This is a genomic window from Streptomyces sp. NPDC031121 (assembly GCF_055570615.1).
Window position 1 is genome coordinate 26,225 of record NZ_JBVIGV010000013.1, and the last position, 24,799, is coordinate 51,023.

Consider the following 24,799-nt stretch of genomic DNA (forward strand, 5'->3'; position numbering starts at 1 on the left):
GGGCGGACTCGCGCTGTGTGGCGTGCTCGGGCGGGTGCGAGCGGCCGGCCGTGCGCCGCGGCGCGTCCTCCATCGTGGCGGACGGGGCGGCCGCCACGGGCCGCGGCGGCTCGGGGTGCACCCGAACGCGCCACCGCGGGGCGTCGACCGGGCGGGCGTTCCGCCCGGGCGCGGGGACAGCGGCGTGAGGCAGCGGGGGGGTGCGGGCAGCCGGGGTGTGCAGGTGTGACGGTGGTGCGCGGGCCGGGGATGCGCCGGTCGACGTTTCTGCGGGTGGCGACCGCGGCCGGGGCTCCTACCGGCTCGGCTCAGCAGCCGTCGCCGGGACGCCGGCAGCCGAGCCTGGTCTGACGCTCCGGCAGTCGCGCGTGCTCCGGCTCCGGCCCGGGCCGGGGCAGGCGCGCGGCGCGGTCAGCCGAGGGTGAGGTGCCACCTGGCCTCTCCGTCGTGCCACTGGTCCGTGGGGGCGAGTCCGGCCGCGGCGGCGACCGCTGCGGATGCCGTGTGGTCGGGGTGGATGTGGGCGACGACCGTGTGCACCCCGTTCCGGTGCAGCCAGGCGACGAGTCCCCGGGCCGCTTCGGTGGCGATGCCGCGCCGCTGCCAGGGGGTGCCCACCACCCAGGCGATCTCCGCGGCCGCTCCTCGCCCGTCGTGCGTCACGGTGGCCTGGACGGTGCCGGTCAGCGCGGCCTCGTCGTCGAGCCGGACCGCCCAGTTGCACCACGTCACGGCGGGGTCGGGCGAGCCGGACGCCCAGCGTGCGTAGCGGGCGCGCAGGGCGCCGGCGTCTTCGGGGGCGCCGCCGGTGAAGGCGTGCAGGGCGGGGTCGGCCAGGACCGCGGCCATCTCCTCGGCGTGCTCGGTCCGCAGGGGCAGCAGGGTCAGCCGGCCGGTGTGGACGGCCTCGGGTTCGAGGGTGCTCACGCGGCCTCCTAATCGGAACGTCCGACGAGTATGCCGGGGTGCGGGCGGCGCGGGTCCGCGGGGGTGGTCCGCGGCGGTCGGCCGGCTCGTACGGAGTGCCGGACATGCCCTCGCTCCTCCGCCTGCCGGCGCCCGGCCCGTGGCAGAGTCGGCCATCGCGCCGGTGTCGCCGCATCCGGGGCGGACCGCGGCGGTGAAGGACGCCGTACAGGCCCGGACGCCGGGGCCCCGGAGGCGAGGAGTGCTGTCATGACGGTCCCCCACTGGCTGTTCGGCGACCAGCTCGGGCCGCACTTCCTGCCCGCCGGGGCCGACGTGCCGGTGGTGGTGGTCGAGGCCCGCTCGGTCTTCCGGCGCCGCCGCTTCCACCGGGCCAAGGCGCACCTGGTGCTGTCCGCGATGCGGCACCGGGCCGCCGAGCTCGGCGACCGGGTGCGGTACGTGCGCGCCGAGACCTACCGGGAGGGCCTGCGCACGGCGGTCGGGGACGGTCCGGTGACGGTGCACCACCCGACGTCGTACGCGGCGCTGCGGCTGGTGCGGTCGCTGCCCTCGGCGACCGTGCTGCCGGCGCGCGGCTTCCTCGTCGCGCACGAGGACTTCCGGGCCTGGGCCGAGGGGCACGGCGGGCAGCGGCTGCGGCAGGAGGACTTCTACCGCTGGGTGCGGCGCTCGCACGACCTGCTGATGGACGGCGACCGCCCGGCCGGCGGCCGGTGGAACCACGACCGTGACAACCGCGAGCCCCCGCCGAAGGGCGCGCGCACCCTGGGCGCCCCGCCGCCGTACCGGCCGCGGGAGGACGACATCGACGAAGAGGTGCGCCACGACCTCGACCGCTGGGAGCGCGAGGGCTCCGCCGCCTTCGTCGGCCGGGACGGCCCGCGCCGGTTCCCCGCGTCGCGGCGGGAGGCGCTGGCTGCGCTGCGGCGCTTCGTGGAGCACCGGCTCGCCGGGTTCGGGCCCCATGAGGACGCGATGCTGGCCGGGGATCCGGTGATGAGCCACAGCCTGCTGTCGTCGTCGCTCAACCTCGGCCTGCTGGACCCGGCGGAGTGCGTGGAGCGGGCCGAGGGCGCCTGGCGGGAGGGGCGGGTTCCGGTGGCCAGTGTGGAGGGGTTCGTCCGCCAGGTCGCCGGATGGCGGGAGTACGTGTGGCAGCTGTACTGGTACTTCGGGGAGGAGTACCGCCGCAGCAACGCCCTGCGGCATCGCGAGCCGCTCCCCCGGTGGTTCCTGGAGCTGGACGCGGACGCGGTGCGGGCCCGCTGCCTGGCCACGGCGCTCGCCCAGGTGCGGGACACCGGTTGGACGCACCACATTCCCCGGCTGATGCTGCTGGGCGGCTACGCGCTGCAGCGGGGCTGGGATCCGCAGGCGGTCACGGACTGGTTCCACCGCTGCTTCGTCGACGGGTACGACTGGGTGATGGTGCCCAATGTCGTCGGGATGTCTCAGTACGCCGACGGCGGGCGCATGACGACCAAGCCCTACACGTCCGGCGGGGCGTACGTGAACCGGATGAGCGATCTGTGCGGCGGGTGCGCCTACCGGCCCGGCTACCGGGTCGGCGAGCGGGCCTGTCCGTACACCGCGGGCTACTGGGCCTTCCTGCACCGGCACCGGGCCCGTCTGGAGCGCAATCCGCGCATGGCGCAGCCGGTCCGCGGCCTGGACCGGCTGCCGGACCTGGAGGAGCTGCTGCGCCGGGAGGGGCGGCGGGGCGGCGATCCGCCGTGACGTCCGGCCGGCGGCCGGCGGTGTGTTCAGTGCGGGCTTCGGCGCCGCAGGTCGTGCAGCACCTCGCGGGCGGCCCGCGCACCCGAGGCCAGCGCACCCTGGACGGAGCCGGTGGCGCGGTGGTCCCCGCAGAGGTACCGGCCAGGCGCCACCCGCGTGGTGCGGGTGAGCGGTTGCGGCGGTGCCATGGCGGGCAGGGCGTCCTCGACGGTTCGGGCGGCCAGCAGGTCCCAGCCGCCGGTGGCGGTGCCGTACGCCTCGGCGAGAGCCGTCCGGATCCCGCGCTCGCGGCCGTCCGCGTCCCGGCCGAGGACGGAGGTGGCGACGAGGGCGTGGCCGGCCGGGGCGTACCGGGGCGCGACGGCGCTGGGGACGCAGGTGTTGAGGAAGCGGCGGCGGCTGTCGAGGAGGAGCGTCGGCTCGCCGAGGGGGCTGCGGTGGGCGACGTGGTAGTAGGTGGTCACGACCCGGTAGGCGGGCAGGGCGGCTTCGGGGAGCAGTGACCGCACGGTCCCGGGGCCGGTGGCGACGACGACGGCGCGGGCGGGGACCTCCCGGCCCGCGGCGGTGAGCGCGCCGTCGCCGGTGAGCTCCGCCACGGGGCTCTCCAGCCGCACCACACCCGGGGGCAGGGCTGCCGCGAGGGCCTGCGGCACCGCCCCGATGCCCCGGTCGGGCAGGCAGAGGCTGCCGCGCAGCATGCTCCGCCAGACCAGGTGGAACACCCTGGCCGAGGTCTCCAGGCGGTCCTCCAGGAAGACCCCCGACAGGAAGGGGCGGAAGAAGCCCTCGACGAGGGCGTCGGAGATTCCGGCGTCGGCGAGCGCAGTGCGGGTGGTGGTGTCCGGGAGGCGTCTGATGCGGTTCGGGGGCAGCAGCATGTCGCGGGCGCACAGCAGGCCGAGGGCGGCCAGGTCGCGGGGGCCGGCGAGGCGGCCCGCGAGCAGGCCGGGCAGTGTGCGCGGGCGGCGGGTGGGGTCGCCGACGAGAAGCCGCCCGGAGGGGCCGTGGACGAGGACTCCGGGGGTGAACGGACGCAGTCCGAGCTCCTTCAGCCGGAGACGGCGGCGGACCTGCGGGTAGGAGGTGTTGAACACCTGGAAGCCGCGGTCCACCGTGAAGCCGTCGACCCGGTCCGAACGCATCCGGCCGCCGACGGCGTCACCCGCCTCCAGCACCCGTACGCCGACACCGGCCGCGAGCAGGTCCCGGGCGCACGCCAGCCCGGCGAGGCCGGCCCCCACCACCAGTACGTCCGCCGTGTCCGGGGATACCGCCACGGGCCGCCTCCCTTCGCTGCCGGTGCGGCCCGTACCGGCCGCTCACCGTGGATTCCGTCCGTCGGCCCGCTCTGGATGCGCCGGCACCGCCCGGTGCCGGCCGGGCGGCCGTCGGGGGGGCAGCCCCACCGGGAGCCGGTGGTTGGCAGGGTCGCCGCGGGCCGGCTCCGCCGGAAGGCTGGGAGGGGTCCGGGGGCGTCCCCCGGCGGCACGGTCCAGGGGGCTGGGTGCCCGTACGGAAGGGGAGTCGGCGCGTGGGGAAGCAGGCGGAGGGGAAGGGCGGCCCGTACCGGGGGCACGGGCGGGGGCGGTTCGGGGGCGGGCGGGCCGTGCTCACCGCCGTCGCCGTGGGCGTGCTCACGGCGGGGGCGGCGGTTCCGCGGTCCGCGGCGGCGCCTCCGGATCCCCGGGCCGGGGGCGTGCAGCAGGGGCTGGACGAGCTGGTGGGCTCCGACGGGGTGCCCGCGGCGCTGGCCTCCTTCACGGACGCCCGGGGGCGCGGCCGTGCGTACACCGCGGGCGTCGGCGACCTGTCCACCGGCGCCCCGGTGCCCCGCGACGGCCAAATCCGCATCGGCAGCAACAGCAAGGCGTTCACTGCGGTGGTCGTGATGCAGCTGGTCGCCGAGGGCCGGGTGGACCTCGACGGCAGTGTCGACACCTACCTGCCGGGGCTGGTGCGCGGCGACGGCATCGACGGCCGCCGCATCACCGTCCGCCGGCTCCTCCAGCACACCAGCGGGCTGCCGGACTACACCGGCCGCCTGAGTGAGGAGATCCGCGCCTACGAGCCGCGGGAGCTCCTTTCGCTCGCCCTCGGGCGGAAGGCCGACTTCGAGCCGGGCGCGGACTGGAGGTACAGCAACACCAACTACGTGGTCGCGGGCCTGCTGGTGGAGGAGGTCACCGGCCGTTCCCTCGCCGCGGAGATCGAGCGGCGGGTCATCCGGCGCGCCGGGCTGCGCCACACCTACGTCCCGGCCGCCGGCGAGCTGCGCCTCCGCGAGCGGCACCCCAGGGGCTACTACCGGGCGTCCCCGGGCGCGCCGTTCACCGACGCGACGGAGTGGGACCCGTCGTGGGCGTGGGCGGCGGGGCAGGTGGTGTCCACGGCCTCCGACCTCAACCGCTTCTACACCGCGCTGCTGCGCGGCCGCCTCGTCCCCCGGGCCCAGCTCGACCAGATGCGCACCACGGTCCGCGCCGGCCACCCGTTCGCCGAGGGCGCCCGCTACGGCCTCGGCCTGGTCGCCACTCCCCTGTCCTGCCGCGACGCCGTCTCCTGGGGGCACGGCGGCAGCATCACGGGGTACGAGACGCGGGGCGGCACCACCGAGGACGGCGTCTCGGTCAGCGTCGCCGTCACCACGCAGCCGGGACGGGCGGCGCAGCAGCACATGGAGCGGATCGTGGACGCGGCGCTCTGCTCGGCCGCGGGGGCGGGCGGGGGCGGGGCGAAGGGCGGGCGGGGGGAGCCCTGAGCGCCCCCGCGGGCGTTCACCGTGCCAGGAGGTCCTGGAGCGGGCCGTCGAGGTCCAGGGACTCGGCCCCTGCCGGGACGAGGGCGTACGTCTGCTCCAGGAACTCGGCGAGCGTCGCCGCGTCCGTGCCGACCACCGCCGTCCGCAGGCCGGGCACCGTGTGGTCGCGGAGCTCCATGAGGACCTCTTCGCGGTCCGCGGTCCGCTGCGGCCGGAAGACGACGTCGCCCTCGCCGACGCGGCGGTGGAGGCCCTCGGCGAGCATCTGGCGGTCGAAGTGCCAGCGTGCCAGGGCCGTTCCGCGGTCGAAGAACTGCACCTGCACCGTGTACGGGTCGGTGGAGTCGTAGTAGAGGTGGGCGAGGAACGGCACACGGCCGGCGCCGGCCACCACCATGTGGACGTCGGCCAGGGCGGAGTGGGTGGGCATCGGGGAACCTCCAGAAGGGGACGCGACGGCTGCCCGCGTATGCCCGGCCGTGCGGGAACCACACGGCGCCGTCCGGATTCGTTCGGCCCGCCCGCCGCGGCGGGCACAATGGGGTGGTGCCGGAGGTGCGGCCGGGTATCGGCGTGGCACTGCCGGCCGGTGCCGGAACCCTCGCGTTCGGGATGCCGGCGGGCGAGGTGCGCGAGCTGCTGGCCGCGGCGCCCTCGCGCCATCAGGGCATGCCGTGCATGTCGTTGGCGCGCGGCGACCGTGCGAGTTCCGCCACGCCCACGCCGCATGGCTCTGCGGGCTCCTGTTCGACCCGGCGTGGAGTGCGGTCGCCGTCTTCGGCGACGCGGTCGTCACCGTCGCGGGAGGCGGGGGCCCGGCCGGGCGGACCGCCTCACCCGTATCGGTATCGAGTCCGGCTCCGGCGCCTCCGCGGGCGCGCCGCCGGGGGCGGTGCCCGCGGTGGGGGACGGCGTCGACCTGTTCGGGCACCCCGCGAGCGACGTCGTGTCCGTGCTGCCGGGGGCTGCCCGTCCCCCGGGGCTGCCGCCGGGGCGATGCGGTGGTCGGGCCGTGGGGGCTGTGGCTGCGCGGGCGGCCGCCCGCCGCCGGCCGGTGGTCGCGGCTCGTCCTCCTCGGGGCGCCCACGGGGTGGGAGGGGTGCTGCGGAGGGACGTTCGCGTGCGCCGCGGGAGGGGACGCCCTCGCGGCGATCCTCCACTCGGGGTGCGGCCAGCCCGGGTGGCCCGCCCCGGAGGGCCGAACGGCCCTGAGCGGACAGGGTTCCTCTCCCCGATGCTGGGGAGGGAAGGGGCGGCCGGACGGGCCGCCCCGCCGAATCGGTAGGGAGGCACCTCATGACCCGCGCCATCGCGGTAGGAGTGGACGGATCCGCGGAGAGCCTGGCGGCAGCCGACTGGGCGGGCCGCGAGGCCGCCCTGCGCGGGGTGCCGCTGCGCATCGTGCACGCCTGGCGGTGGCAGCCGTTGGACGTGCCCGTCGTACAGGACGAGGAGAGCCAGGCCCGCGCCGCCGAGGCCGTGCTGCGGGGGGCCCGCAAGCGGGTCGCCGACCGGTTCCCGGACCTTGCCGTGACGGCGGAGGTGAGGTCGGCCGGCGCGGTCGCCGCCCTGCTGGAGGAGAGCGAGAAGTCGCAGATGCTGGTCCTCGGCTCCCGGGGGCACGGTGCGCTCGTCGGGTTCCTCCTCGGCTCGTACGGGCAGGAGGTGATCGCCGAGGCGGCGGGGCCCGTCGTGTCCGTACGGGAACGCGACGCGCAGGCGGGCCCGGCCGAGGGCGGGGAGGTCGTCGTCGGCCAGCAGGGCGGACCGGAGGACAGCGAGGCGGTACTGGGGTTCGCGTTCGAGGCGGCCGCCGCGCGCGGTGCGGCCCTGCGGGCCGTACGGGCCTGGACCCTGCCGCCCGTCTTCGCGTACAGCCCCGGCTCGCTGCGTCTGGCGGACGAGGCGGGCGGGCTGGAGCCGTTCGAGAAGAAGGCGCTGGCCGAGGCGCTCGCCCCGTGGCGCGAGCGGTACCCCGGCGTGCCGGTGACCGAGCACGTGGAGATCGGCAGCGCGGGGCAGGTTCTGCTGTCGGCGGCTTCGCGGGCGCAGCTGCTGGTGGTGGGCCGCCGGGTCCGCCGCGTTCCCCTCGGCAGCCGTATCGGGTCGGTCGCCCATGCCGCGCTGCACCACGCGGTCTGCCCGGTGGCGGTCGTGCCGCCCGCGTGACGGGCGGTGGGGCCGGGGACCGAGTGGGCGGTGGCGGTCGTACCGCCCACTCGGTCCGCGGCGTCCGCCGGCGGGGCCGAACACCGGTCGGCCGGGCACGGGACCTTCGGCCCGCCCGGAGGGACTTGCCGGCCCTGCCGGGCCGGTGCGCCGCATGGTGGACTCCATGGGCCGGCGTGTCCGCGGCCGCAAGGGCCCCGGACGGCGCGGGGGGAGAGGGGTTGCACCATGGCCGCGGCCGAGATCAGCCTGACGGTGGTCGGGGGTGGGCCGGACACGGTGGCGGTCGCCGTGTCCGGGGAACTGGACATCCACACCGCCGGACGCGTCGAGTCGACGCTGTCCTGCCTGGCGGACAGAGCGGAGCGGGAGCTGCTCCTCGACCTGGCGGAGGTCACCTTCTGCGACAGCTCGGGGGCCGAGTCCCTGCTGCGGGTGCACGAGCACTGCGTGGCGAGCGGGCGGCGGCTGAGCCTGCGCCGGGTGCAGCGGCTTCCCGGGCGCGTCATCCGCGCGCTCGGTGTGGACCGGGCCGTGCCCTGCTCCTTCGCCTGAACCGCCGGCCCGGGGGGCCGGGGCCTGCGGCTGCGCTGCCCGCTTCCGCCGGCAGCGCCCGGTCTTCACCCGGCAGGGGCTGCCGCCCGACGTCCTCCCCGTCCACCTCGTGGACGGGGAGGACGTCGTCGTACGCCTCCACGACGGGGCGCGCGGGCGGCGTGGACGCCGTGCTGCGCATCCGACCGGACAGGTGAGGTCGTAGGACTCCTGCCCGCCGCCCGGCAGCCGGGCGGCGGGCTTAGGGGGGTCAGTGCTCCCAGGTCCAGTCGGCGACCTCGGGCATGTCGGTTCCGTGGGCGCGGATGTAGGCGTGGTGGCGGGTGCGGGCGTCGGCCATGGCCTGCCGGACGCCCGTGGCGCGGGCGGCGAGGCCCGGGACGCGGTCGATGACGTCCATGACGAGGCGGTAGCGGTCGAGGTCGTTGCGCACGACCATGTCGAAGGGCGTCGTGGTGGTGCCGACTTCCTTGTAGCCGCGTACGTGCAGGTCGGGGTGGCCGTGGCGGCGGTAGGCGAGGCGGTGCACGAGCCACGGGTAGCCGTGGTAGGCGAAGACGACCGGCCGGCCGGGCGTGAAGAGGGCGTCGTACTCGGGGTCGGCCATGCCGTGCGGGTGGTCCTCGCGGGGCATGAGCCGGGTCATGTCGACGACGTTCACGACGCGCGTCGCGACGTGGGGCAGGTGCCGGCGCAGCAGGTCGGCCGCCGCGAGGACCTCCTGGGTGGGGACGTCGCCGGCGCAGGCGAGGACCACGTCGGGTTCGCGCGTGCCGTCCTCGGTGCCCGCCCATTCCCACACGCCGGCGCCGCGGGCGCAGTGGGCCCGGGCTTCGTCGAGGGAGAGCCAGTCGAAGCAGGGCTGCTTGCCGGCCACGACCACGTTGACCTGGTCGCGGCTGCGCAGGACGTGGTCGGCCACGGCCAGCAGGGTGTTGGCGTCCGGCGGCAGGTAGACGCGGACCACCTCGGGGCTCTTGTTCAGGACGTGGTCGACGAAGCCGGGGTCCTGGTGCGAGAAGCCGTTGTGGTCCTGGCGCCAGACGTGCGACGTCAGCAGGTAGTTGAGGGAGGCGACGGGGGCCCGCCAGTGCAGGGCGCGGGAGGTCCGGAGCCATTTGATGTGCTGGTTGACCATGGAGTCGACGATGTGGACGAAGGCCTCGTAGCAGGAGAACAGGCCGTGGCGGCCCGTCAGCAGGTAGCCCTCCAGCCAGCCCTGGCAGGTGTGCTCGGAGAGGATCTCCATGACGCGTCCGTGCCGGTCGAGGTCCTCGTCCCCGGGCAGGACCGGTTCCTGCCAGGCCTTGCCGCTGGCCGCGTACACCGCCTGGAGGCGGTTGGAGGCGGTCTCGTCGGGGCCGACGAGCCGGAAGTCGCGGCGGTCGGCGGTGGCGGCCATGACGGCCTGGAGGAGGTCTCCCAGCACCCTGGTCGGCTCGTGCCGGGTGCCGCCCGGGCGGTCCACTGCGACGGCGAAACGCTCCAGGGGCGGCAGGGGCAGGTCCCGTACGAGCAGGCCGCCGTTGGCGTGCCGGGTGGCGCCGAGCCTGCGCTCGCCCTCGGGGACGCAGGCGAGCACCTGGGGGCGCGGCCTGCCGTCGTCGTCGAAGAGCTCCTCGGGGCGGTAGGAGCGCAGCCAGGCCTCCAGTCGGGCGCGGTGGTCGGCGTCCTCGCGTACGGCCGGCAGGGGGACCTGGTGGGAGCGCCAGGTCCCTTCGACGGGCAGGCCGTCGACCTCGGCGGGGCCGGTCCAGCCCTTGGGGGTGCGCAGGACGATGACGGGCCACCGGGGGCGGCCGGTGGCCGCGCCGCTGCGCGCCTGCTGCTGGATGTGGCGGATGCGGTCGACGGCGGTGTCCATGGCGGCCGCCATGGCACGGTGGACCGGAAGGGGGTCGTCGCCGGTGACGTGGAGGGGCTCGTGGCCGTATCCGCGCAGCAGGTCGTCGAGTTCGGGCTCGGGGAGGCGGGCCAGCACGGTCGGGTTGGCGATCTTGTAGCCGTTGAGGTGGAGGATCGGCAGGACCGCTCCGTCGTGGACGGGGTCGAGGAACTTGTTGGAGTGCCAGGAGGCGGCGAGCGGGCCGGTCTCCGCCTCGCCGTCGCCGATCACGCAGGTGACCAGGAGGTCGGGGTTGTCGAACGCGGCGCCGTAGGCGTGGGAGAGCGCGTAGCCGAGTTCGCCGCCCTCGTGGATGGAGCCGGGGGTTTCGGGTGCGACGTGGCTGGGGACGCCGCCGGGGAAGGAGAACTGGCGGAAGAGCCGGGACATGCCCTCCTCGTCGCGGCCGACGCTGGGGTAGGTCTCGCTGTAGCTGCCTTCGAGCCAGGCGTTGGCGAGCACGGCGGGGCCGCCGTGCCCGGGCCCCCAGATGCACAGGGCGTCGAGGTCCCGGTTCCGGATCACCCGGTTGAGGTGGGTGTGGACGAGGTTCAGGCCCGGCGAGGTGCCCCAGTGGCCGAGCAGCCGCGGTTTGATGTGCGCCGGTTCCAGGGGTTTCCGCAGCAGGGGGTTGTCCATCAGGTAGATCTGGCCGGCCGACAGGTAGTTGGCCGCCCGCCAGTGGGCGTCGAGCGCGCTCAGCTCGTCGTCTCCCGGCGGGACGTCCTGCGGACGCTGGTCGCTGCGCATGCTTCCTCCATCGTCGTGGCTCGCGGGTGCCGGCGGACCGGACCGGGCGTCCGGGGCGCGCGCTGCCCTTGCGCCGTCGTACCGGACGGCACCCCGTACGGCACGGTGGCACGGGCGGAGGACCGGCAACAGGGGCCGGATGGGCCACCGCGCGGGCCACGGGTCTCCGCTCCGCGCGGGAGCCCGGCGGGGGCCGGCCCTGCCCGGTACGGCGCCCCCGGAGCTTCGGTCACGGTGGCGCGGTTGCCCGCTGCGGCGCCGGAGTACCGCCCGCCGGTTCACGCGCCCCCTTCGGGCAGTCGCCGGAGCGCCCCGTCGCCGACGGGTGGTGTGAGGGGCTGAGGGCGCATGCCGACGGGCCGCAGACCGGCGCGCGGCCTCCCCGGCGCCTTCCTAGACTGGGGAGTGAACCGGCATACGTCTCGGGGCGCACCCACGGGCGGCAGTCATGGGCGAGTACAGGGCCGAGTCCGCGGCACGGTGCGGGCGGTGCGGGGCCACGGCGCCGGTGTCGTCCCGCTTCTGCCCTCACTGCGGCGGCCCCCTCGACGGCAGTGCTCCCGCGCAGCCTCCTTCGCCGGCCGACGGGACGTGGAACGCCGCGGGCCACCCGCAAGAGCCCCTCGGCCGACCCGGGGCCGCTCCGGAAGGGCACGTCCGCGGCCTCCGCATCCGCACCGAACAGCGGAGGCAGCACGACTACGAGTCCGTCTGGACCTTCCGGATCGAGCGCTGCGACGCATGGGGGCGCCGGGAGCTCCTCGTACCGGTGGAGATGCGCGGACGGTCCTTCGCGGGCGCCCTGAACGAGGGCGACCGGGTACGGGCCCACGGCCGCATGCGCTCGGGCACGTTCCGCGCCGACCGGGTGGAGAACCACACCACCGGCGCCGTGGTCAGGGCCAAGGGAACCCCCAAAGCCGTCCTGTTCCTGGCCTGCCTCTTCATCGCCCTCGTCGTCGCGTTCCTGGCCTGGGTGGCGTACGGGCTCTTCACCATGCCGACCGGGCCTCCCCCCGGCTGGGACCGGCTGTAGCGGGCGCGGGCGGGGGACGCCCTGAGAGCCCGCGGGGAGGCAGCCGCTCGGCGGGTGGTGCGGCTCAGGGGGTGTTGGTGGTGGCGGTCGTGGTGTCGGGGTGGAGGGTGAAGACCCGGTAGAGGCCCCCGATCCGCATGATGCGGAGGGTGTCGGCTGGTACCGCGGCGAGTGCCAGGTCCGCCTGGGCGGCGTGGGCGTGGCTGCGGGCCGCGATGCCCGGGGCCTTTCAGCGGCCGCCGGCCAGGAGCAGGGCGGCCGTCGCGGTCGGGGCGGCGGTGGCTGCGGCCAGGGTCCAGGCGACGCGGACGCGGCCGGGCCGGCGGGGCGGGGCGGAGGCGTCTACGCAGCCCAGGTCGGCCCAGCGGCGGGCCTCCTCCCGCTGCTCGGCGCCGTGCCGGCGCCGGCCGTGGAGGAGCAGCGCGGCCGAGGCGCCGGCTCCCGTGCCCGCCAGGGCGGCGAGGAGCGCCCAGGGTGCGGGGGTGAGGAGCAGGGGGACGGCGAGCGCCGCGGTCCCCCAGCCGGTCAGGCAGGCCAGGGCCGCCGCCCGGCGGGATGCGGGGCGGTCGGCGCCGGCGCGTACGTCCGCGAAAGCGGGGACGTACCAGGCGCAGCCCGCCGCGCAGAGGACCGCGACGGCGAGTGCCGGGATCGGATGGGACATGGGCACCTCTCCCTGGGTACGTGGGCCGGCCCGGCTGCCGCGTGCGGCCGGGCCGGAGCCGGGTCAGTGGCGGGTTGCTTCGAGGGCGGCGATCTCCGGGTGGTGGAGGTCGAACGCCGGTGACTCGGAGCGGATGCGCGGCAGGGAGGTGAAGTTGTGCCGCGGCGGCGGGCAGGAGGTGGCCCATTCGAGGGAGCGGCCGTAGCCCCACGGGTCGTCGGTTTCGATCTTCTTGCCGTACTTGGCGGTCTTCCACACGTTGTAGAAGAACGGCAGGAGCGACAGCCCCAGCAGGAACGATCCTGCGGTGGAGAGGGTGTTGAGCGTGGTGAAGCCGTCGGCGGCGAGGTAGTCGGCGTAGCGGCGCGGCATGCCCTCGGCTCCCAGCCAGTGCTGGACCAGGAAGGTCAGGTGGAAGCCGGCGGTGAGCGTCCAGAAGGTGACCTTGCCGAGGCGTTCGTCGAGCATCCTGCCCGTGAACTTGGGCCACCAGAAGTGGAAGCCGGCGAACATGGCGTACACGACGGTGCCGAAGACGGTGTAGTGGAAGTGCGCGACGACGAAGTACGAGTCGGAGAGGTGGAAGTCCATCGGGGGCGAGGCGAGGATGACGCCGGTCAGCCCGCCGAAGACGAAGGTGACCAGGAAGCCGACCGTCCACAGCATCGGCGTCTCGAAGGACAGGGAGCCCTTCCACATCGTGCCGATCCAGTTGAAGAACTTGACCCCGGTGGGCACCGCGATCAGGAAGGTCATGAAGGAGAAGAACGGCAGGAGCACCCCGCCGGTGACGTACATGTGGTGCGCCCACACGGTCACGGACAGTCCGGCGATCGCGATCGTCGCGGCGATCAGGCCGATGTAGCCGAACATCGGCTTCCGCGAGAAGACGGGGATGACCTCGCTGACGATGCCGAAGAACGGCAGGGCCAGGATGTAGACCTCGGGGTGGCCGAAGAACCAGAACAGGTGCTGCCACAGCAGGGCCCCGCCGTTGGCGGCGTCGAAGACGTGGCTGCCGAACTTGCGGTCGCATTCGAGGGCGAACAGGGCCGCGGCGAGCACCGGGAACACCATCAGCACCAGGAGCGCCGTGAGCAGCACGTTCCAGGTGAAGATCGGCATCCGGAACATGGTCATGCCCGGGGCGCGCATGCACAGGATCGTGGTGATGAAGTTGACGGCGCCGGCGATGGAGCCGAAGCCGGACAGCGCCACGCCCATGATCCACATGTCGGCGCCGAGGCCCGGCGAGTGCACCGAGTCCGAGAGCGGCGCGTAGAGGAACCAGCCGAAGTCGGCGGCGCCGCCCGGGGTGAGGAAGCCGAAGGCGGCGATGAGCGAACCGAAGAGGAAGAGCCAGAAGGAGAGCATGTTCAGCCGGGGGAACGCCACGTCGGGCGCGCCGATCTGGAGCGGCATGATCCAGTTGGCGAAGCCGGTGAACAGCGGCATCGCGAACATCAGCAGCATGATCGAGCCGTGCATGGTGAACGCCTGGTTGAACTGCTCGTTCGACATGATCTGCGTACCCGGCCGGGCCAGCTCCGCCCGCATCATCAGGGCCATGACACCGCCGATGATGAAGAACGCGAAGGCGCTGACGAGGTACATGGTGCCGATCCGCTTGTGGTCGGTGGTCGTCAGCCAGTCGACCCAGGTCGCTCGGCGTATCGTTCCGCCGCCGGGCCCGCTCTGCGGCCCCGTATCCGGCCCGGCCGGCGGCTCCGCCGGCTCCGTACGCGGCTTCGCGCTCGCCGTGTGATTCGTCCCTGTCACGTCCACCGGACGCTGCCCTCCCTGTATCTGTTGCCATGGCGAACCAGGAGATGCCGCACAAAAGGGGAATCCGCATCTCCGGCGCCGCCCCATGATCGGCACGGCGGGAGGGTGACCGGCAGGGCCGAACAGTCCCTCCCTCCCCGCGCGATCAGGGCCTTCCAGCCCTCTCCGCGTGCCGTACGGCAGGTTCCGGCGCGGGCCGGCCGTGCGGATACCGGTGGGGCCGGGAGGCGTCCGCGCCGGTGACCGGGTCGTGGCGGATCCGGTCGGCGGGCACGCCGAGGGCGGACAGCTGCCGCACCGTGGCGGACACCATGGCGGGCGGGCCGCTGACGTAGGCGAGGTGCGGGGACCAGTCGCCGCTGCGGACGACCGCCTCCGCGAGGGCCGCATCGCCGGCGGTGTCCCGGCCGAGGACCGGGACCACGCGCAGCCACGGGCAGCGGGCCTCCAGCGCCGCCAGGGCGGGCCTGTCGTACAGGCCGCCGGGCGCCCCGGCGCCGAGGAACAGGCGGGCGCGGCGCGGCAGCGGCCCGCGCTCCAGCTCTTCCAGGAGTGCCTTGGCGGCGGCCCAGCCCGTCCCCTCCGCGATGACCAGGACGTCCCGATCGGGGGCCCCGTCGGCGGTCATGGCGCCCTGGGCGGGCCCGATCCGCAGCGGATCGCCGACGCCGGTCTGCGCGACGAGCGCCTCGAACACGTCGTCGGCGCCGCCGCGGATGTGGAACTCCAGCTCGCCGTCCGGGCGGGGGGCGCAGGCGAAGGAGCTGGGCCGCCAGGCGTGCGGCAGGAGCGGCGTCTGGAGGTGGGCGTACTGGCCGGCCCGGTAGGGGTACGGCTCGGCGGTCCGCGCGTGGACCACGGCGAGGCCGGGGCCGCACAGCCGGTGCCCGGTCACCACCGCGTTCCAGTACGGCGGTTCGGCCAGCGCCTCCTCGGCCCCGGCCACCATGGCCGCGACCGCGAGCCGCAGCATCCGCAGCCATGCCTGCTCCAGCTCCCGGCTCCAGGCCGTGCCCGCGCACCCGCGCAGGGCCTCGGCGAGGGATGCCTCGAAGACCTCGTAGTGCACCGGGCGCACGCCCAGCTTGCGGTGGTCGCGGCCCAGCCGGGTGCAGAAGGCCCGGAGCTCCTCCGGCCGGTGCAGGTGGTCGATGAGGTGGCGCAGCGCCTGCTCCAGATGGGCCCGCTGGAACGCCATCGACTCGGGGAACAGGCCGCGGAGGTAGGGGTGGTGCTCGAACATGGCGTCGTAGAGGCGGTCGATGAGCTCCGGCGAGGGCCCCGCGAACGGCAGGTGAGCGGTGATCAGCCGCTGGTCCGCCGCGCCGTCGTAGGTGTCGGCGTGCGGAGCGTCGGCGGCCGGCTGCCGGGCCGGCTCCCGGCCCGGGGCCGTGATCTGCCGGCGCAGCCGCATCGCGTCCTGCCGCGCCAGGAGCGCGTGGTAGGTGTCGTACTGGTTCACGTGGTGTGCTTCTTCCGCTCGTGCCTGCCTCCCTGTCGCGTGCGGGCCCCGGGCGGAGGCCGGCAGGCCCTTCCCGCGCGTCCCGCGCGTAAGGCCGCCGGCGGGGCCGGCGTCACAGCAGCGTCTCCCAGTAGGCCTGGAAGCGGGTGGCGGTGAGGAGCACGATGACCCCGTACCAGGTGGCCGGCACGGCCCAGTGGAACTCCCGTACGCCGCTGACCAGGGCGCTGGGGGCGCGGATCACGCCGTGCCGGAGGTTGTGGACGGTGGTGTACCAGAACAGGGCGATGGTGGCCGCCCAGACCAGGCAGCACCACAGGCACAGCGCCCCGATGTCGTACAGGGCCTGGCTCATCAGCCACATGCAGAAGGCCGCGCCGAGGAGGGTGCCGAGGTTCAGCCCGGCCCAGAACCACCGGCGGTAGCGCGCGCCCGCGAGCAGGCCGCATCCGATGGCGACGACGGCCGCGTAGGCGGCGAGCCCGATCAGGGGGTTGGGGAAGCCGAACACGGAGGCCTGCGCGCTGCGCATGACGTCGGCGCAGGACAGCACCGGGCTGAGGTTGCAGGAGGGGACGAAGTCCGGGTCCTGCAGCAGTGCGAACTTGTCGACGGTGATGGCGAACGAGGCGAGGAAGCCGGCGGCGCCCGCGGCGATCAGCAGCCAGGCGAAGGCGCGCCCCGCGCCGACGGTGCCGTGCCGGCGCCCGTCGGCTCCCCCTGCGCGGGGGCGTGCCGCGGCCGCGGGGTCATGCAGGGTGCCGGACACGGTCGGCCTCCGTCCGTGCGGGCCGGCCGGCGTGCGTCCGGCCGGGCCGCTCCGCCGGGTGCGGGGGCCGGCCGGGGTGCCGGGTGGCACCCTCGGGCCAGACGACGTCGACGGGGACGCCGTGGGCGCGGGCGTAGGCCACCAGGTGCGCCGTCGCGTCGCGGCCGTCGGACGGGGAGCCGTCCCACACGGCCAGCAGCCGGCGGCTCGTCCGGATCATCCGCTCGTCGGCGCCGATGCAGGCGGCCCGGTCGTCCGGGTCGAAGTCCACCAGCCCGGCCCGGTCGGCCAGGACGAGCAGCTCGCCGGCGGCCCTGCGGTCGCCCGGCGGCAGCGGGGCGGGTACGGCCCCGTCGGCCGCGAGGAGCACCACCAGGCGCCGGCCCGCCGCGCGGGCGGCCCGCCCGAGCGCCACGGGCAGCCCGGCGCCGGCCCGGACCACGGCGGTGGCCTCCCCCGCCCGGCGCTCCAGCCACGCCCTCACCTCGGACTCCACCAGTCCGAGCGTCTCCGCGGTCAGATCGGCATGGCCCACCACCGCGATCATCCGTCAGCTCGCTTCCCCGCCATCAGGCGCCGACCTCCACTCGTTGCGCGTACGTACGGGCCGGCCCTGCCGTTGCCGGGGCGGCCCCGGACGAGTCAACACGCGCGCGGGCGGCCGGGTAAGGGACCGAACGTCCCACGGGGCGCCCAGGCGGGGGCCGAACGTCCCTCGCCCGTACTGCCGTCGGCCTCGGCGGGCGGTGTACCGGGCAGTTCGTGATGGTTCGGTGCGGGGATCGCGAAGAACGGGTGTGCGGAGTGAAGGCGGTGCGGGGGCTTCTTCGAGAAACGTTGTCGATCATGCGTTTCCGCCGGGTGCGTCCTTGATTTGCTCCTGTCAAGCGGAAGAGGGTTGAACCGAACGTTTGACGCCCCACACGTCAACCGGAGGAGAACTCCTTTCATGGCAACTCACAAGCGTCCCAACCGGGTTCGGCATGCCGCGATAGCGGCTGGAGCTGTAGCGGCAGTGGCCGGGGCCTGGTTTGCGGTCCCCCTCGCCGGCGCGGCGACGCCCCCCGAGGGCACGGTCCACGGCCTCGGTGCACCGGGTGCGGTGGACGGCAGCTTCGTCGTCATCCTCGACGCATCCGCGAACAAGGAGGAGCTGGCGAACAGGTACGGGGGCAAGCTGGAACGCTCCTACGGCTCCGCCGTCAACGGCTTCTCCGCCTCGGGCCTCACCGAGAAGGAGGCCAGGCGGCTCGCCGCGGACCCCGCGGTCGGCACCGTCGTGCAGAACAAGCGCTTCACCATCAACGAGACCCAGCAGAACCCCCCTTCGTGGGGGCTGGACCGGATCGACCAGACGGAAACGGCGGGTGACAGCAAATACACCTACCCGGACAACGGCGGCGAGGGGGTGACCGCCTACGTCATCGACACGGGCGTCAGGGTCACGCACAAGGACTTCGCCGGGCGGGCGAGCCACGGCTTCGACGCGGTGGACAACGACGACTCGGCGGACGACGGCAACGGGCACGGCACCCACGTCGCCGGCACCATCGCCGGCACGGCGCACGGGGTCGCGAAGAAGGCCAAGATCGTCGCCGTGCGGGTGCTGGACGACAACGGGTCCGGCACCACCGAGCAGGTCGTGGCCGGCATCGACTGGGTGACCGAGCACCACTCGGGCCCGTCGGTCGCCAACATGAGCCTCGGCGGCGGCGCGGACGAGGCGCTCGACGCCGCGGTCAAGCGGGCCATCGCCGCCGGCGTCACCTTCGCGGTGGCCGCCGGCAACGAGTCCACGGACGCCGGGCAGAAGTCGCCGGCCCGCGTCCCCGAGGCCATCACGGTCGCCTCCAGCACCGAGGGCGACGAGCAGTCGGGGTTCTCCAACTTCGGTGCCGTGGTGGACCTGTACGCGCCGGGATCGGAGATCACCTCGGCGTGGCACGACAGCGACACCGCCACCAAGCGGATCTCCGGCACGTCGATGGCAGCCCCGCACGTCGCCGGCGCCGCGGCGGTGCACCTGGCCGCCAACCCGTCGGCGACCCCGAAGGACATCGCGGCGGCCCTCTCCGCTGCGGCGACCGACGGGGCGCTGAAGAACCCCTCCACGGGCACCGCGAACAAGCTGCTGAAGGTGGCTCCCTAGCCGCCGCGCCCGGCACCACCGGCCCCGCCGCCGGTACCGCACGAGCACGGTACGGGCGGCGGGGTCCGCCCGTCCGGGGACGACTGCCGCGACAAGCGGTCGGTGGCACCTCCCGGGGATCAGCAGGCGAGGTGGGTTCCGACGGTGCGGACCGCTTGGCGGACCGCCGCGCGGGCGGTGTCCGTGTGGTCCAGCGTCTCGAAGCCGTGGCGGGCCTCCGGCACGTCGATCACGTCCACGTGCGCGCCGCAGCGCCCGGCCGCGGCCAGGAAGTCCTCGACGGTGGCCGCGAACGCGGGGCTCTCCCGGCCGGCCCGGGTCAGAACGACCGGCAGGCCGCCCGCCCCGCGCACCGCGTCCGCCGGGCGGAAGCGGCCGCCGGGCACCCCCCAGGCGGGCGGCGGCGCGAGGAGCGGGTAGGTGAGGGCCACGCACCGCAGCCAGGGGGGCGGCGCCTGCAGCCAGTCCGCGGCGAGCAGGCCGCCGCCCGAGAAGAACCACAGGGCGACGCGGTCCGCGTCGACCCGCGGGTCGGCCCGTACGCGTTCCGCGGCCTCGGCGATGTCCTGCGCGGCGCGCGCGTGGTCGCCGGTGCCGTGCAGGCGGTGGTCGACCGTCGCCGCCACCAGGCCCCGTCCGGCCGCGAGACGGGCGTAGCCGGTGATCGCCGGCCAGTCGCGGGGGGTCGGCCGGGCACCGGCGGGCACCGGTCCGCCGTGGACGAACACCACCGCCGGCACCGCCCCGCGGGGCCCGCCGCCCGGCGGCGCGTACAGGTCGACCGCGCCGGACCGCTCGCGCGGCACGTCGGGCAGGTCGGGCTCGCCGATGAGGAACGGGCGCAGGTGCGGCGGGAGTTGCCCGGTTGCCGGGGCGAGCCGGCGGCCACCGCCCTCGGCCGCGGACAGCAGTGCGGCGGCCAGGTCGGCGGGGAGGGACAGCATCGGCCAGTGTCCGGTGGGCAGTTCGAGGAACGTGACGCCGCGCTCGGCGAGGGCCGTGAGGGCGGGGTCGCCGAGGCCGACCTGCATCTGCACCATGTCGATGCCCGCGCCGCCGGCGGTGCACAGCACGCCCGTGGCCGGCACCTGCGACGCCGCGCCGGTCAGCCGCAGCGGTTGCAGCAGGGTGCCGAGCGGCTGCGGGGCGGCGAGCCGGGTCAGCCGCTCCAGCTGCGGCTCGGAGAGGCCTTCGGTGCTGCCCCAGCGCTGCCATTCCCCGGCCGCTGAGGGTGGGGCCAGTGTGCCGCCGCGCTCCCCCGTACCCGTGGCCGCGGCGGCGAGCTGCTCGCGGAGTGCCCGGTCCGGTACGGCGGCCAGCGCCGGCACCCCGTCCCGTGCCGGGGCCGCGTCGAGGTGGACGAGGCGGGCGATACGGCCGGCCCGCCGGTCGGCGGCGGCCACCGCCGGGTGGATTCCGTAGTCATGGCCCACCAGCACGAGGTCCGGGCCGGCCGCGGGAGGGATGCCATCGATCACCCGCAGCACGTCGGCCACGTGGGTCTCCAGGTCCGCGCCGGGCCCGGCGCCCGTGCGGCGCCCGCCGAGGCCGGCGAGCTCCACCGGATGCGCCCGCGCCCCCGCCTCCGTCAGCCGCGCCGCCGTCTCCTCCCAGATCCAGCCGCCGGTGAACATGCCCCCGACCAGGATGAATGCGGTCATGGTCCTCCTCGCCTCCTCGCGACGCCCTCTGACGTCCGTGCGTCCGACTCGCGGGTACCGTAGGAACTCCCCCTGCTGGAGCTTCAAGTGGAGGTCGCGCGTGCCCGGTCCGGACGACGGCCTGTGGAGCATCGGTGAACTCGCCGAGCGTGCGGGCACCACCGTCAAGACCGTCCGCTTCTACTCCGACCGCGGGCTGCTGCCGGAGACCGCCCGCAGTGCGGGGGGCCACCGCCGGTACGGCAGCGGCGCCCTCGACCGGCTGGAGCTGATCCGTTCGCTGCGCGCACTGGACCTGCCGCTGCCGGAGGTGCGGCGCGTCCTGGACGACGAGGACGGGAACGGCGGCTCGGGCGCGGTGCTGGAGGACGCGGTGGCCGCCCGACTGGACGTGCTGGGGCGGCAGTTGGCGGCGCTGCGCTGGCGGGAGGCCGGGCTCCGGCTGGTGCGGGACTGCCCGCCGCGGGAACGGGCCGACCGGCTCCGGCTGATCGGCGCGCTGGCCTCTCCGCCCTCCACGGACGCGCCGGCGCGGTTCTGGCGGGCCTGGCTGCCCCCGCGGATGCCGGCCCGGGCCACCGCCGCCTTCCTGGAGCACGCCGTGCCGCAGCCCCCCGGCGACCCGACGCCCGGGCAGGTGCTGGCGTACGCCCGCCTGCACGCCCTGGTGGCCGTCCCCTGTCCGGCGGCCCGGCCCTGCCAGCCGGCCGTCCACAGCTCCGGCGCCCGCTCCCGCCCCGCGGTGCTGTACGCGGGGCTGGCCGAGGCGTACGGGCTGGCCGCCGGGCCGCTGCGGAGCGGCCGGGCCCCGTACGCGGGGGCTGCCCTCGACTGCTTCGTCGCGGCGTACGCGGCGGCGTACGGGACGGCGGACGGCCCGGTCTTCCGCCGAGCGCTCCGCGCCCGGCTCGCCGCGGACCCGCGGTTCGACCGCTACTGGGAGCTGGTGGCCGAGCTGGCGGGCAGCCGGGACGGCCTCCCGGCGGTCACCCCAGGCGCGGCCCACGACTGGCTGCTCGCGGCGCTGGGCGCGGACGTGGAACGGGCGGCCTGAGGAGCGGCGTCAGAAGTAGCGCAGGAGGACAGCCGCGGCGAACCGGCGCGCAGCCAGGTCCTCGCGGCGGATCAGCCAGACGAGGTGCCCGGCCCGGCGCCGCCCGCCGTCCGGGGTTTCGGCCTCTGCCGCCAGCAGTCCTTCGGCGGGGTCGCAGGCGAACTGGGCCAGCAGCACCCACGCCAGCGCCCGCTCCGTCTCCCGCGCGCCGGCCGTCCGCGGCTCGACGGGTGCCGTGCTCCCCGCATGGCGGGCGGCCGTCTCGTACTCGGGGTGGCCGCCGCACAGGGTGTAGCCGCCGATCCTGTGCTCGAAGCGGTGGGCGTACTCGGCCAGTTCGTCGAGGAAGCCGTAGTCGTGGACGGGGTGGTCGCCGGGGTCCGGGTGTGCGTGCAGGGCGAAGGCGTCCCGTACCCGCGGGTGGTCCGGCAAGGGCGCGGCCAGTTCCGGCTCGGCGGCCAGCGGCACGGGCCGGAACACCGGGATGCCGGGCGGAGCCGGGCGCGCGGCGCCCGCCGCGCCGCGGGGGACGTGCACGACGAGGCCGGGCGTCGGCCCCGCCGCCCCCGCCCGGTACCGGCCCGCCGGACCCTCGTCCAGGGGCGCGGTGGCGAAGAACAGCAGCAGGCCGTCCGCGGGCAGGGGCGCGTCGGGCACGCCGGCCGGCAGGGCCGCGCAGTCCACCTCCGCGACGAGCGCCAGCGGATGCCCTCCGGGACCGGTCGGCCACGCGGCGCCGCCAGGCAGCCGGGGCAGCCCGCCGAGCCGGGCGGCCGCGGGCACGGCGTCCCCGCGCTCGTCCTCGCCCACCAGGCGCACGCTGGGCCGCAGCAGCGCGGCCCAGCGCGCGGCGTCCTCGTCGGCCAGGTGGCGGCGGGGAACCTCGCGGAGTGCGCGGTCCCGCATGTTCTCGATCGGCGGTTCGTCCATCCGACGATCATGCGGCCCGGCTCCGACAGTCAGGGCGAGGCGGTGCGGAAGACGTCGGTGACGCGGCAGGTGACGGGCCGGTCGACCTGGGTGAGGCTCTGCGCCGTGTCGCGGGCCTGCTGCCCCGGGGCGACCCGGGTGAGGAGGACGTGCGCCTCGTCGAGCCGGAGCCCGTCGGGCGCGAGGAACTCGACGCTGATGTGGTAGTCGCTGGGCTTGCTGCTGCGGTTGGTCACCACGAGCACGGCGCTGGGCCATCTCGTCGCGGCGTCGACCTGACAGGAGGAAAGCCGCACGTCCCCGTCATGGTCGTCCCTGTGGGGATCCTCGTACGTGCCCAGCAGCGCGGCGCCGAGGGCGGCCGCGGCCAGGGCGGCGAGTCCCGTGAGGGCGAGCCCGACCACGAGGCAGGTCCGCCCGGGCCGCCGCCGCGGCCGGGCGGCGGCAGTCTCCGGGGCCGGGTCCCGCGGGCCGCGGCTGCCCGGCGGGGTCGCGGCGGGGCCCCAGCCGGGGGGCCGCCGCTCGGGACCGCGCCGCCCGGAGCGGTCCTCCCACCCCTCGTACCGCGGCGAACCCGGTTCTCCCATGGCGTCCGCCTCCCTCGCTTTGGGCCTTGGCACCACGGTGCGCGCGCCGGGGCCGATCGGCACGTCGAGAGGGCGGGAGGCCGGCGGCCGGCCGGCGGGGGTCACTCCCCCAGGCGGCCGAGGGACTGCATGGCCTCGCGTTCGATGCGGGCCAGGTCGCGGAGGACCGAGCCGGCCTCGGCGAGGGGCTCCGCCCCGCCCGACTCCCCTGCCCGGGCGATCAGTTCGGCGGTCCGGGTCCACAGGGCCGCCGCCTCGGCGTACAGCCGGTGGCCGGTGCGCAGGCGGGGGCTGTCGACGTAGGCGGTGCACTCGGCGAGGAAGTCCCGGTAGAGGTTGCGGAAGAGGGCGCCGCCGGTTCCGGCGCGCTCCATCAGCCGGGCGGCCTGCGGCAGGTCCTGCTCCGGCCGGTCGGAGCGGTCGAGCCAGCGGGGGACCAGTCGGGCGGCCTTGTCGATGCCGCGGTGGCCGAGGTTGGCGATGGGCGGGTCGAGGAAGGCCTTCGCGCAGGCGGTCACCGCGGCCGTGATCCGGGTCCGCGGGTCGGGCAGTTCCCGCGGGGCGGTGATCGTGAAGGAGCGGTTCCGGGCCGTCATCGGTCCGCGCGCGGACCGGGCGAGGGCGAGGCTCTCCAGGGTGGTGGAGACGGCGCCGCCCTGCTGGTCGGTGTCCACCAGGTAGGCGCGCCGGCCGTCGTACCCGTACAGGGCCACGACGTGGCCGCCGAAGTGCACCTGGGAGTTGAAGTAGTCCAGGTGGAAGCTGTCGAGCTGGAGTCCCACGGGCAGGCCGGCGGCGAGGGGGGCCGCCGCGTTCTCCCAGGCCTTGCGGGGGGAGGCGGTCTCGCGGACGTCGAGGTCCAGTCCCAGGGCGGCGGCCAGGCTCCGCGTGATCTCGAAGGGGCGCACGCGTCCCCCGAGGAAGGGGAAGGGGAGGTTCTTGGCGTCCCAGTAGACGAAGGACAGTCCGCGGCCGAGGCCGAAGAGCATGGGTTCGGACAGGTCGAGGCCCTGGTGGCGCAGCAGCACGCCGAGTGCGGTCGTCTCGCAGTGCTGCATGCCCCGGGCGTCGACGTCGAGCAACGTGGCTGTCATTCCGTGTCCTCCTGTACGGGGCGGCCGGGCGGGACGCCGGTTCCTGCGGCGCGGAGCACGCGTCCCGGCGGGGCAAGCATCGCGCACCGGGGCCCGCCGGGCGGTGCGAGCGGCTCGGGCCCGGGCGGCGGATCGCCGTCGGTCCGCGGCACGACGGCGCGCGCCGTCCCGGCGGAGCACCGTGCACTCTGCCACGGAGGGAGGGTCGGGCGCCGCCCGCATGGAAACCTCGGGTGCGGGCAGGTGGTGTGGCCGGAGTCCGGGGCCCGTCCGCGGGGGTGGGGCCGGTCGCCGGTCCGAAGGCGCCGGCGGCCCCCTTCGACGGGGCGGCCGCGCGCCACCGCGGGTGCCGTCGCACGACGGGCTCCGTGACCACCGTGGCACTGTCCGAGGCGCCTGCGATGCATGACCTTCACAAGCACCCGTCCGGCGGCGGGGCCCGCCGGGCTCCGCTCGCCTCGGTGGCGTGCCGCACCGGGCGGGGCGGCGTGTGCGTGGTCACCCTGACCGGGGAGTTCGACCTGGACGCCGCCCCCGACGTCCGCAGGGCGCTGGACGCCGTGGCGCAGACCCCCACCGCCCGCCACACGGTCATCGACTGCACCGGCATCACCTTCGTCGGATCCGCCCTCCTCGACGTGCTGCTCACCGCACGCCTCCGGCATGACCTGGTCCTGGCCGGCCCGCTGCCGCGCGCCCTCCGGGTGCTCCTCGACCTGACCGGCAGCGCCGACCTGTTCACCGTCGCCGACAGCCTGGACGCGGCCCGCCGCTGCCTCGGAGGAGGCGGGTCCCCCGCCGCCCCCGGGTCCGGCCGCTGA

The 24,799-nt window shown here is 75.8% G+C and carries 21 protein-coding genes; 8 read left to right on the top strand and 13 right to left on the bottom strand.

The window, feature by feature from the left end:
* Window positions 1-411: 411 nt before the first annotated feature.
* Window positions 412-927 (bottom strand): GNAT family N-acetyltransferase, encoded by a 516-nt coding sequence (locus tag ACZ462_RS23945; protein WP_467804016.1) that lies wholly within the window; start codon window positions 925-927, stop codon window positions 412-414.
* Between the two features lie 249 nt (window positions 928-1,176).
* Here ACZ462_RS23945 and ACZ462_RS23950 point away from each other — a divergent pair, with 249 nt between their 5' ends.
* Entirely contained in the window at window positions 1,177-2,667 is a 1,491-nt protein-coding gene (locus ACZ462_RS23950; protein ID WP_467804017.1) for a cryptochrome/photolyase family protein, read from the top strand.
* Between the two features lie 26 nt (window positions 2,668-2,693).
* Here ACZ462_RS23950 and ACZ462_RS23955 read toward each other — a convergent pair whose 3' ends face one another.
* Window positions 2,694-3,947: an NAD(P)/FAD-dependent oxidoreductase gene (locus ACZ462_RS23955; protein ID WP_467804018.1), complete on the bottom strand. Its 1,254-nt coding sequence runs from the start codon at window positions 3,945-3,947 to the stop codon at window positions 2,694-2,696.
* Window positions 3,948-4,276: 329 nt separating this feature from the next.
* On the opposite strand from ACZ462_RS23955, the gene ACZ462_RS23960 reads away from it, so the two are divergent.
* Window positions 4,277-5,428 carry a serine hydrolase domain-containing protein gene (locus ACZ462_RS23960; protein ID WP_467804181.1) on the top strand — a complete coding sequence of 384 codons (1,152 nt, stop codon included), beginning with the start codon at window positions 4,277-4,279 and terminating at the stop codon, window positions 5,426-5,428.
* 16 nt (window positions 5,429-5,444) lie between these two features.
* Here ACZ462_RS23960 and ACZ462_RS23965 read toward each other — a convergent pair whose 3' ends face one another.
* On the bottom strand, window positions 5,445-5,858 hold the full coding sequence (locus tag ACZ462_RS23965) for an SsgA family sporulation/cell division regulator (protein ID WP_467804019.1): 414 nt from the start codon (window positions 5,856-5,858) through the stop codon (window positions 5,445-5,447).
* A gap of 866 nt (window positions 5,859-6,724) precedes the next feature.
* Between ACZ462_RS23965 and ACZ462_RS23970 the strand changes: the two genes are divergently transcribed.
* Together ACZ462_RS23970 and ACZ462_RS23975 are read left to right on the top strand one after the other, a co-directional pair.
* Window positions 6,725-7,597, top strand: a complete 873-nt coding sequence (locus tag ACZ462_RS23970; RefSeq protein ID WP_467804020.1) for a universal stress protein — start codon at window positions 6,725-6,727, stop codon at window positions 7,595-7,597.
* A gap of 228 nt (window positions 7,598-7,825) precedes the next feature.
* Window positions 7,826-8,152, top strand: coding sequence for an STAS domain-containing protein (locus ACZ462_RS23975; RefSeq protein WP_467804021.1), 327 nt, complete (start codon window positions 7,826-7,828; stop codon window positions 8,150-8,152).
* 250 nt (window positions 8,153-8,402) lie between these two features.
* On the opposite strand, the gene ACZ462_RS23980 is transcribed toward ACZ462_RS23975, so the two are convergent.
* The gene (locus tag ACZ462_RS23980; RefSeq protein ID WP_467804022.1) at window positions 8,403-10,787 is read right to left on the bottom strand and encodes a phosphoketolase family protein; all 2,385 of its coding nucleotides are present in this window, start codon (window positions 10,785-10,787) and stop codon (window positions 8,403-8,405) included.
* Window positions 10,788-11,235: 448 nt separating this feature from the next.
* Between ACZ462_RS23980 and ACZ462_RS23985 the strand changes: the two genes are divergently transcribed.
* Window positions 11,236-11,823, top strand: coding sequence for a zinc ribbon domain-containing protein (locus ACZ462_RS23985; RefSeq protein ID WP_467804023.1), 588 nt, complete (start codon window positions 11,236-11,238; stop codon window positions 11,821-11,823).
* Window positions 11,824-12,052: 229 nt separating this feature from the next.
* Here ACZ462_RS23985 and ACZ462_RS23990 read toward each other — a convergent pair whose 3' ends face one another.
* From ACZ462_RS23990 to ACZ462_RS24010, 5 genes are all read right to left on the bottom strand, one after another.
* A complete protein-coding gene (locus ACZ462_RS23990) occupies window positions 12,053-12,487 on the bottom strand; it encodes a hypothetical protein (RefSeq protein WP_467804025.1) in 435 nt (144 codons plus the stop codon).
* 63 nt (window positions 12,488-12,550) lie between these two features.
* Complete coding sequence (gene ctaD / locus ACZ462_RS23995) at window positions 12,551-14,272, bottom strand: aa3-type cytochrome oxidase subunit I (RefSeq protein WP_467804026.1); 1,722 nt, start codon at window positions 14,270-14,272, stop codon at window positions 12,551-12,553.
* A 145-nt stretch (window positions 14,273-14,417) separates the two neighbouring features.
* Window positions 14,418-15,734 carry a globin domain-containing protein gene (locus tag ACZ462_RS24000; RefSeq protein WP_467804028.1) on the bottom strand — a complete coding sequence of 439 codons (1,317 nt, stop codon included), beginning with the start codon at window positions 15,732-15,734 and terminating at the stop codon, window positions 14,418-14,420.
* 112 nt (window positions 15,735-15,846) lie between these two features.
* Window positions 15,847-16,503 (bottom strand): vitamin K epoxide reductase family protein, encoded by a 657-nt coding sequence (locus ACZ462_RS24005; RefSeq protein WP_467804029.1) that lies wholly within the window; start codon window positions 16,501-16,503, stop codon window positions 15,847-15,849.
* On the bottom strand, window positions 16,484-17,050 hold the full coding sequence (locus ACZ462_RS24010; protein ID WP_467804030.1) for a hypothetical protein: 567 nt from the start codon (window positions 17,048-17,050) through the stop codon (window positions 16,484-16,486). Before ACZ462_RS24010 ends, ACZ462_RS24005 begins: the two co-directional genes overlap by 20 nt.
* Window positions 17,051-17,452: 402 nt before the next feature.
* On the opposite strand from ACZ462_RS24010, the gene ACZ462_RS24015 reads away from it, so the two are divergent.
* Entirely contained in the window at window positions 17,453-18,652 is a 1,200-nt protein-coding gene (locus ACZ462_RS24015; RefSeq protein ID WP_467804031.1) for a S8 family peptidase, read from the top strand.
* Window positions 18,653-18,771: 119 nt separating this feature from the next.
* On the opposite strand, the gene ACZ462_RS24020 is transcribed toward ACZ462_RS24015, so the two are convergent.
* On the bottom strand, window positions 18,772-20,313 hold the full coding sequence (locus ACZ462_RS24020; protein WP_467804032.1) for an alpha/beta hydrolase: 1,542 nt from the start codon (window positions 20,311-20,313) through the stop codon (window positions 18,772-18,774).
* Between the two features lie 100 nt (window positions 20,314-20,413).
* Here ACZ462_RS24020 and ACZ462_RS24025 point away from each other — a divergent pair, with 100 nt between their 5' ends.
* Window positions 20,414-21,367: a MerR family transcriptional regulator gene (locus tag ACZ462_RS24025; protein WP_467804033.1), complete on the top strand. Its 954-nt coding sequence runs from the start codon at window positions 20,414-20,416 to the stop codon at window positions 21,365-21,367.
* 9 nt (window positions 21,368-21,376) lie between these two features.
* Here ACZ462_RS24025 and ACZ462_RS24030 read toward each other — a convergent pair whose 3' ends face one another.
* From ACZ462_RS24030 to ACZ462_RS24040, 3 genes are all read right to left on the bottom strand, one after another.
* Window positions 21,377-22,297, bottom strand: coding sequence for a DUF1963 domain-containing protein (locus ACZ462_RS24030; protein ID WP_467804034.1), 921 nt, complete (start codon window positions 22,295-22,297; stop codon window positions 21,377-21,379).
* A 29-nt stretch (window positions 22,298-22,326) separates the two neighbouring features.
* Window positions 22,327-22,884, bottom strand: a complete 558-nt coding sequence (locus ACZ462_RS24035) for a hypothetical protein (protein ID WP_467804035.1) — start codon at window positions 22,882-22,884, stop codon at window positions 22,327-22,329.
* A 101-nt stretch (window positions 22,885-22,985) separates the two neighbouring features.
* A complete protein-coding gene (locus ACZ462_RS24040) occupies window positions 22,986-23,978 on the bottom strand; it encodes a BtrH N-terminal domain-containing protein (protein WP_467804036.1) in 993 nt (330 codons plus the stop codon).
* Window positions 23,979-24,379: 401 nt separating this feature from the next.
* On the opposite strand from ACZ462_RS24040, the gene ACZ462_RS24045 reads away from it, so the two are divergent.
* Window positions 24,380-24,799: an STAS domain-containing protein gene (locus ACZ462_RS24045; RefSeq protein ID WP_467804037.1), complete on the top strand. Its 420-nt coding sequence runs from the start codon at window positions 24,380-24,382 to the stop codon at window positions 24,797-24,799.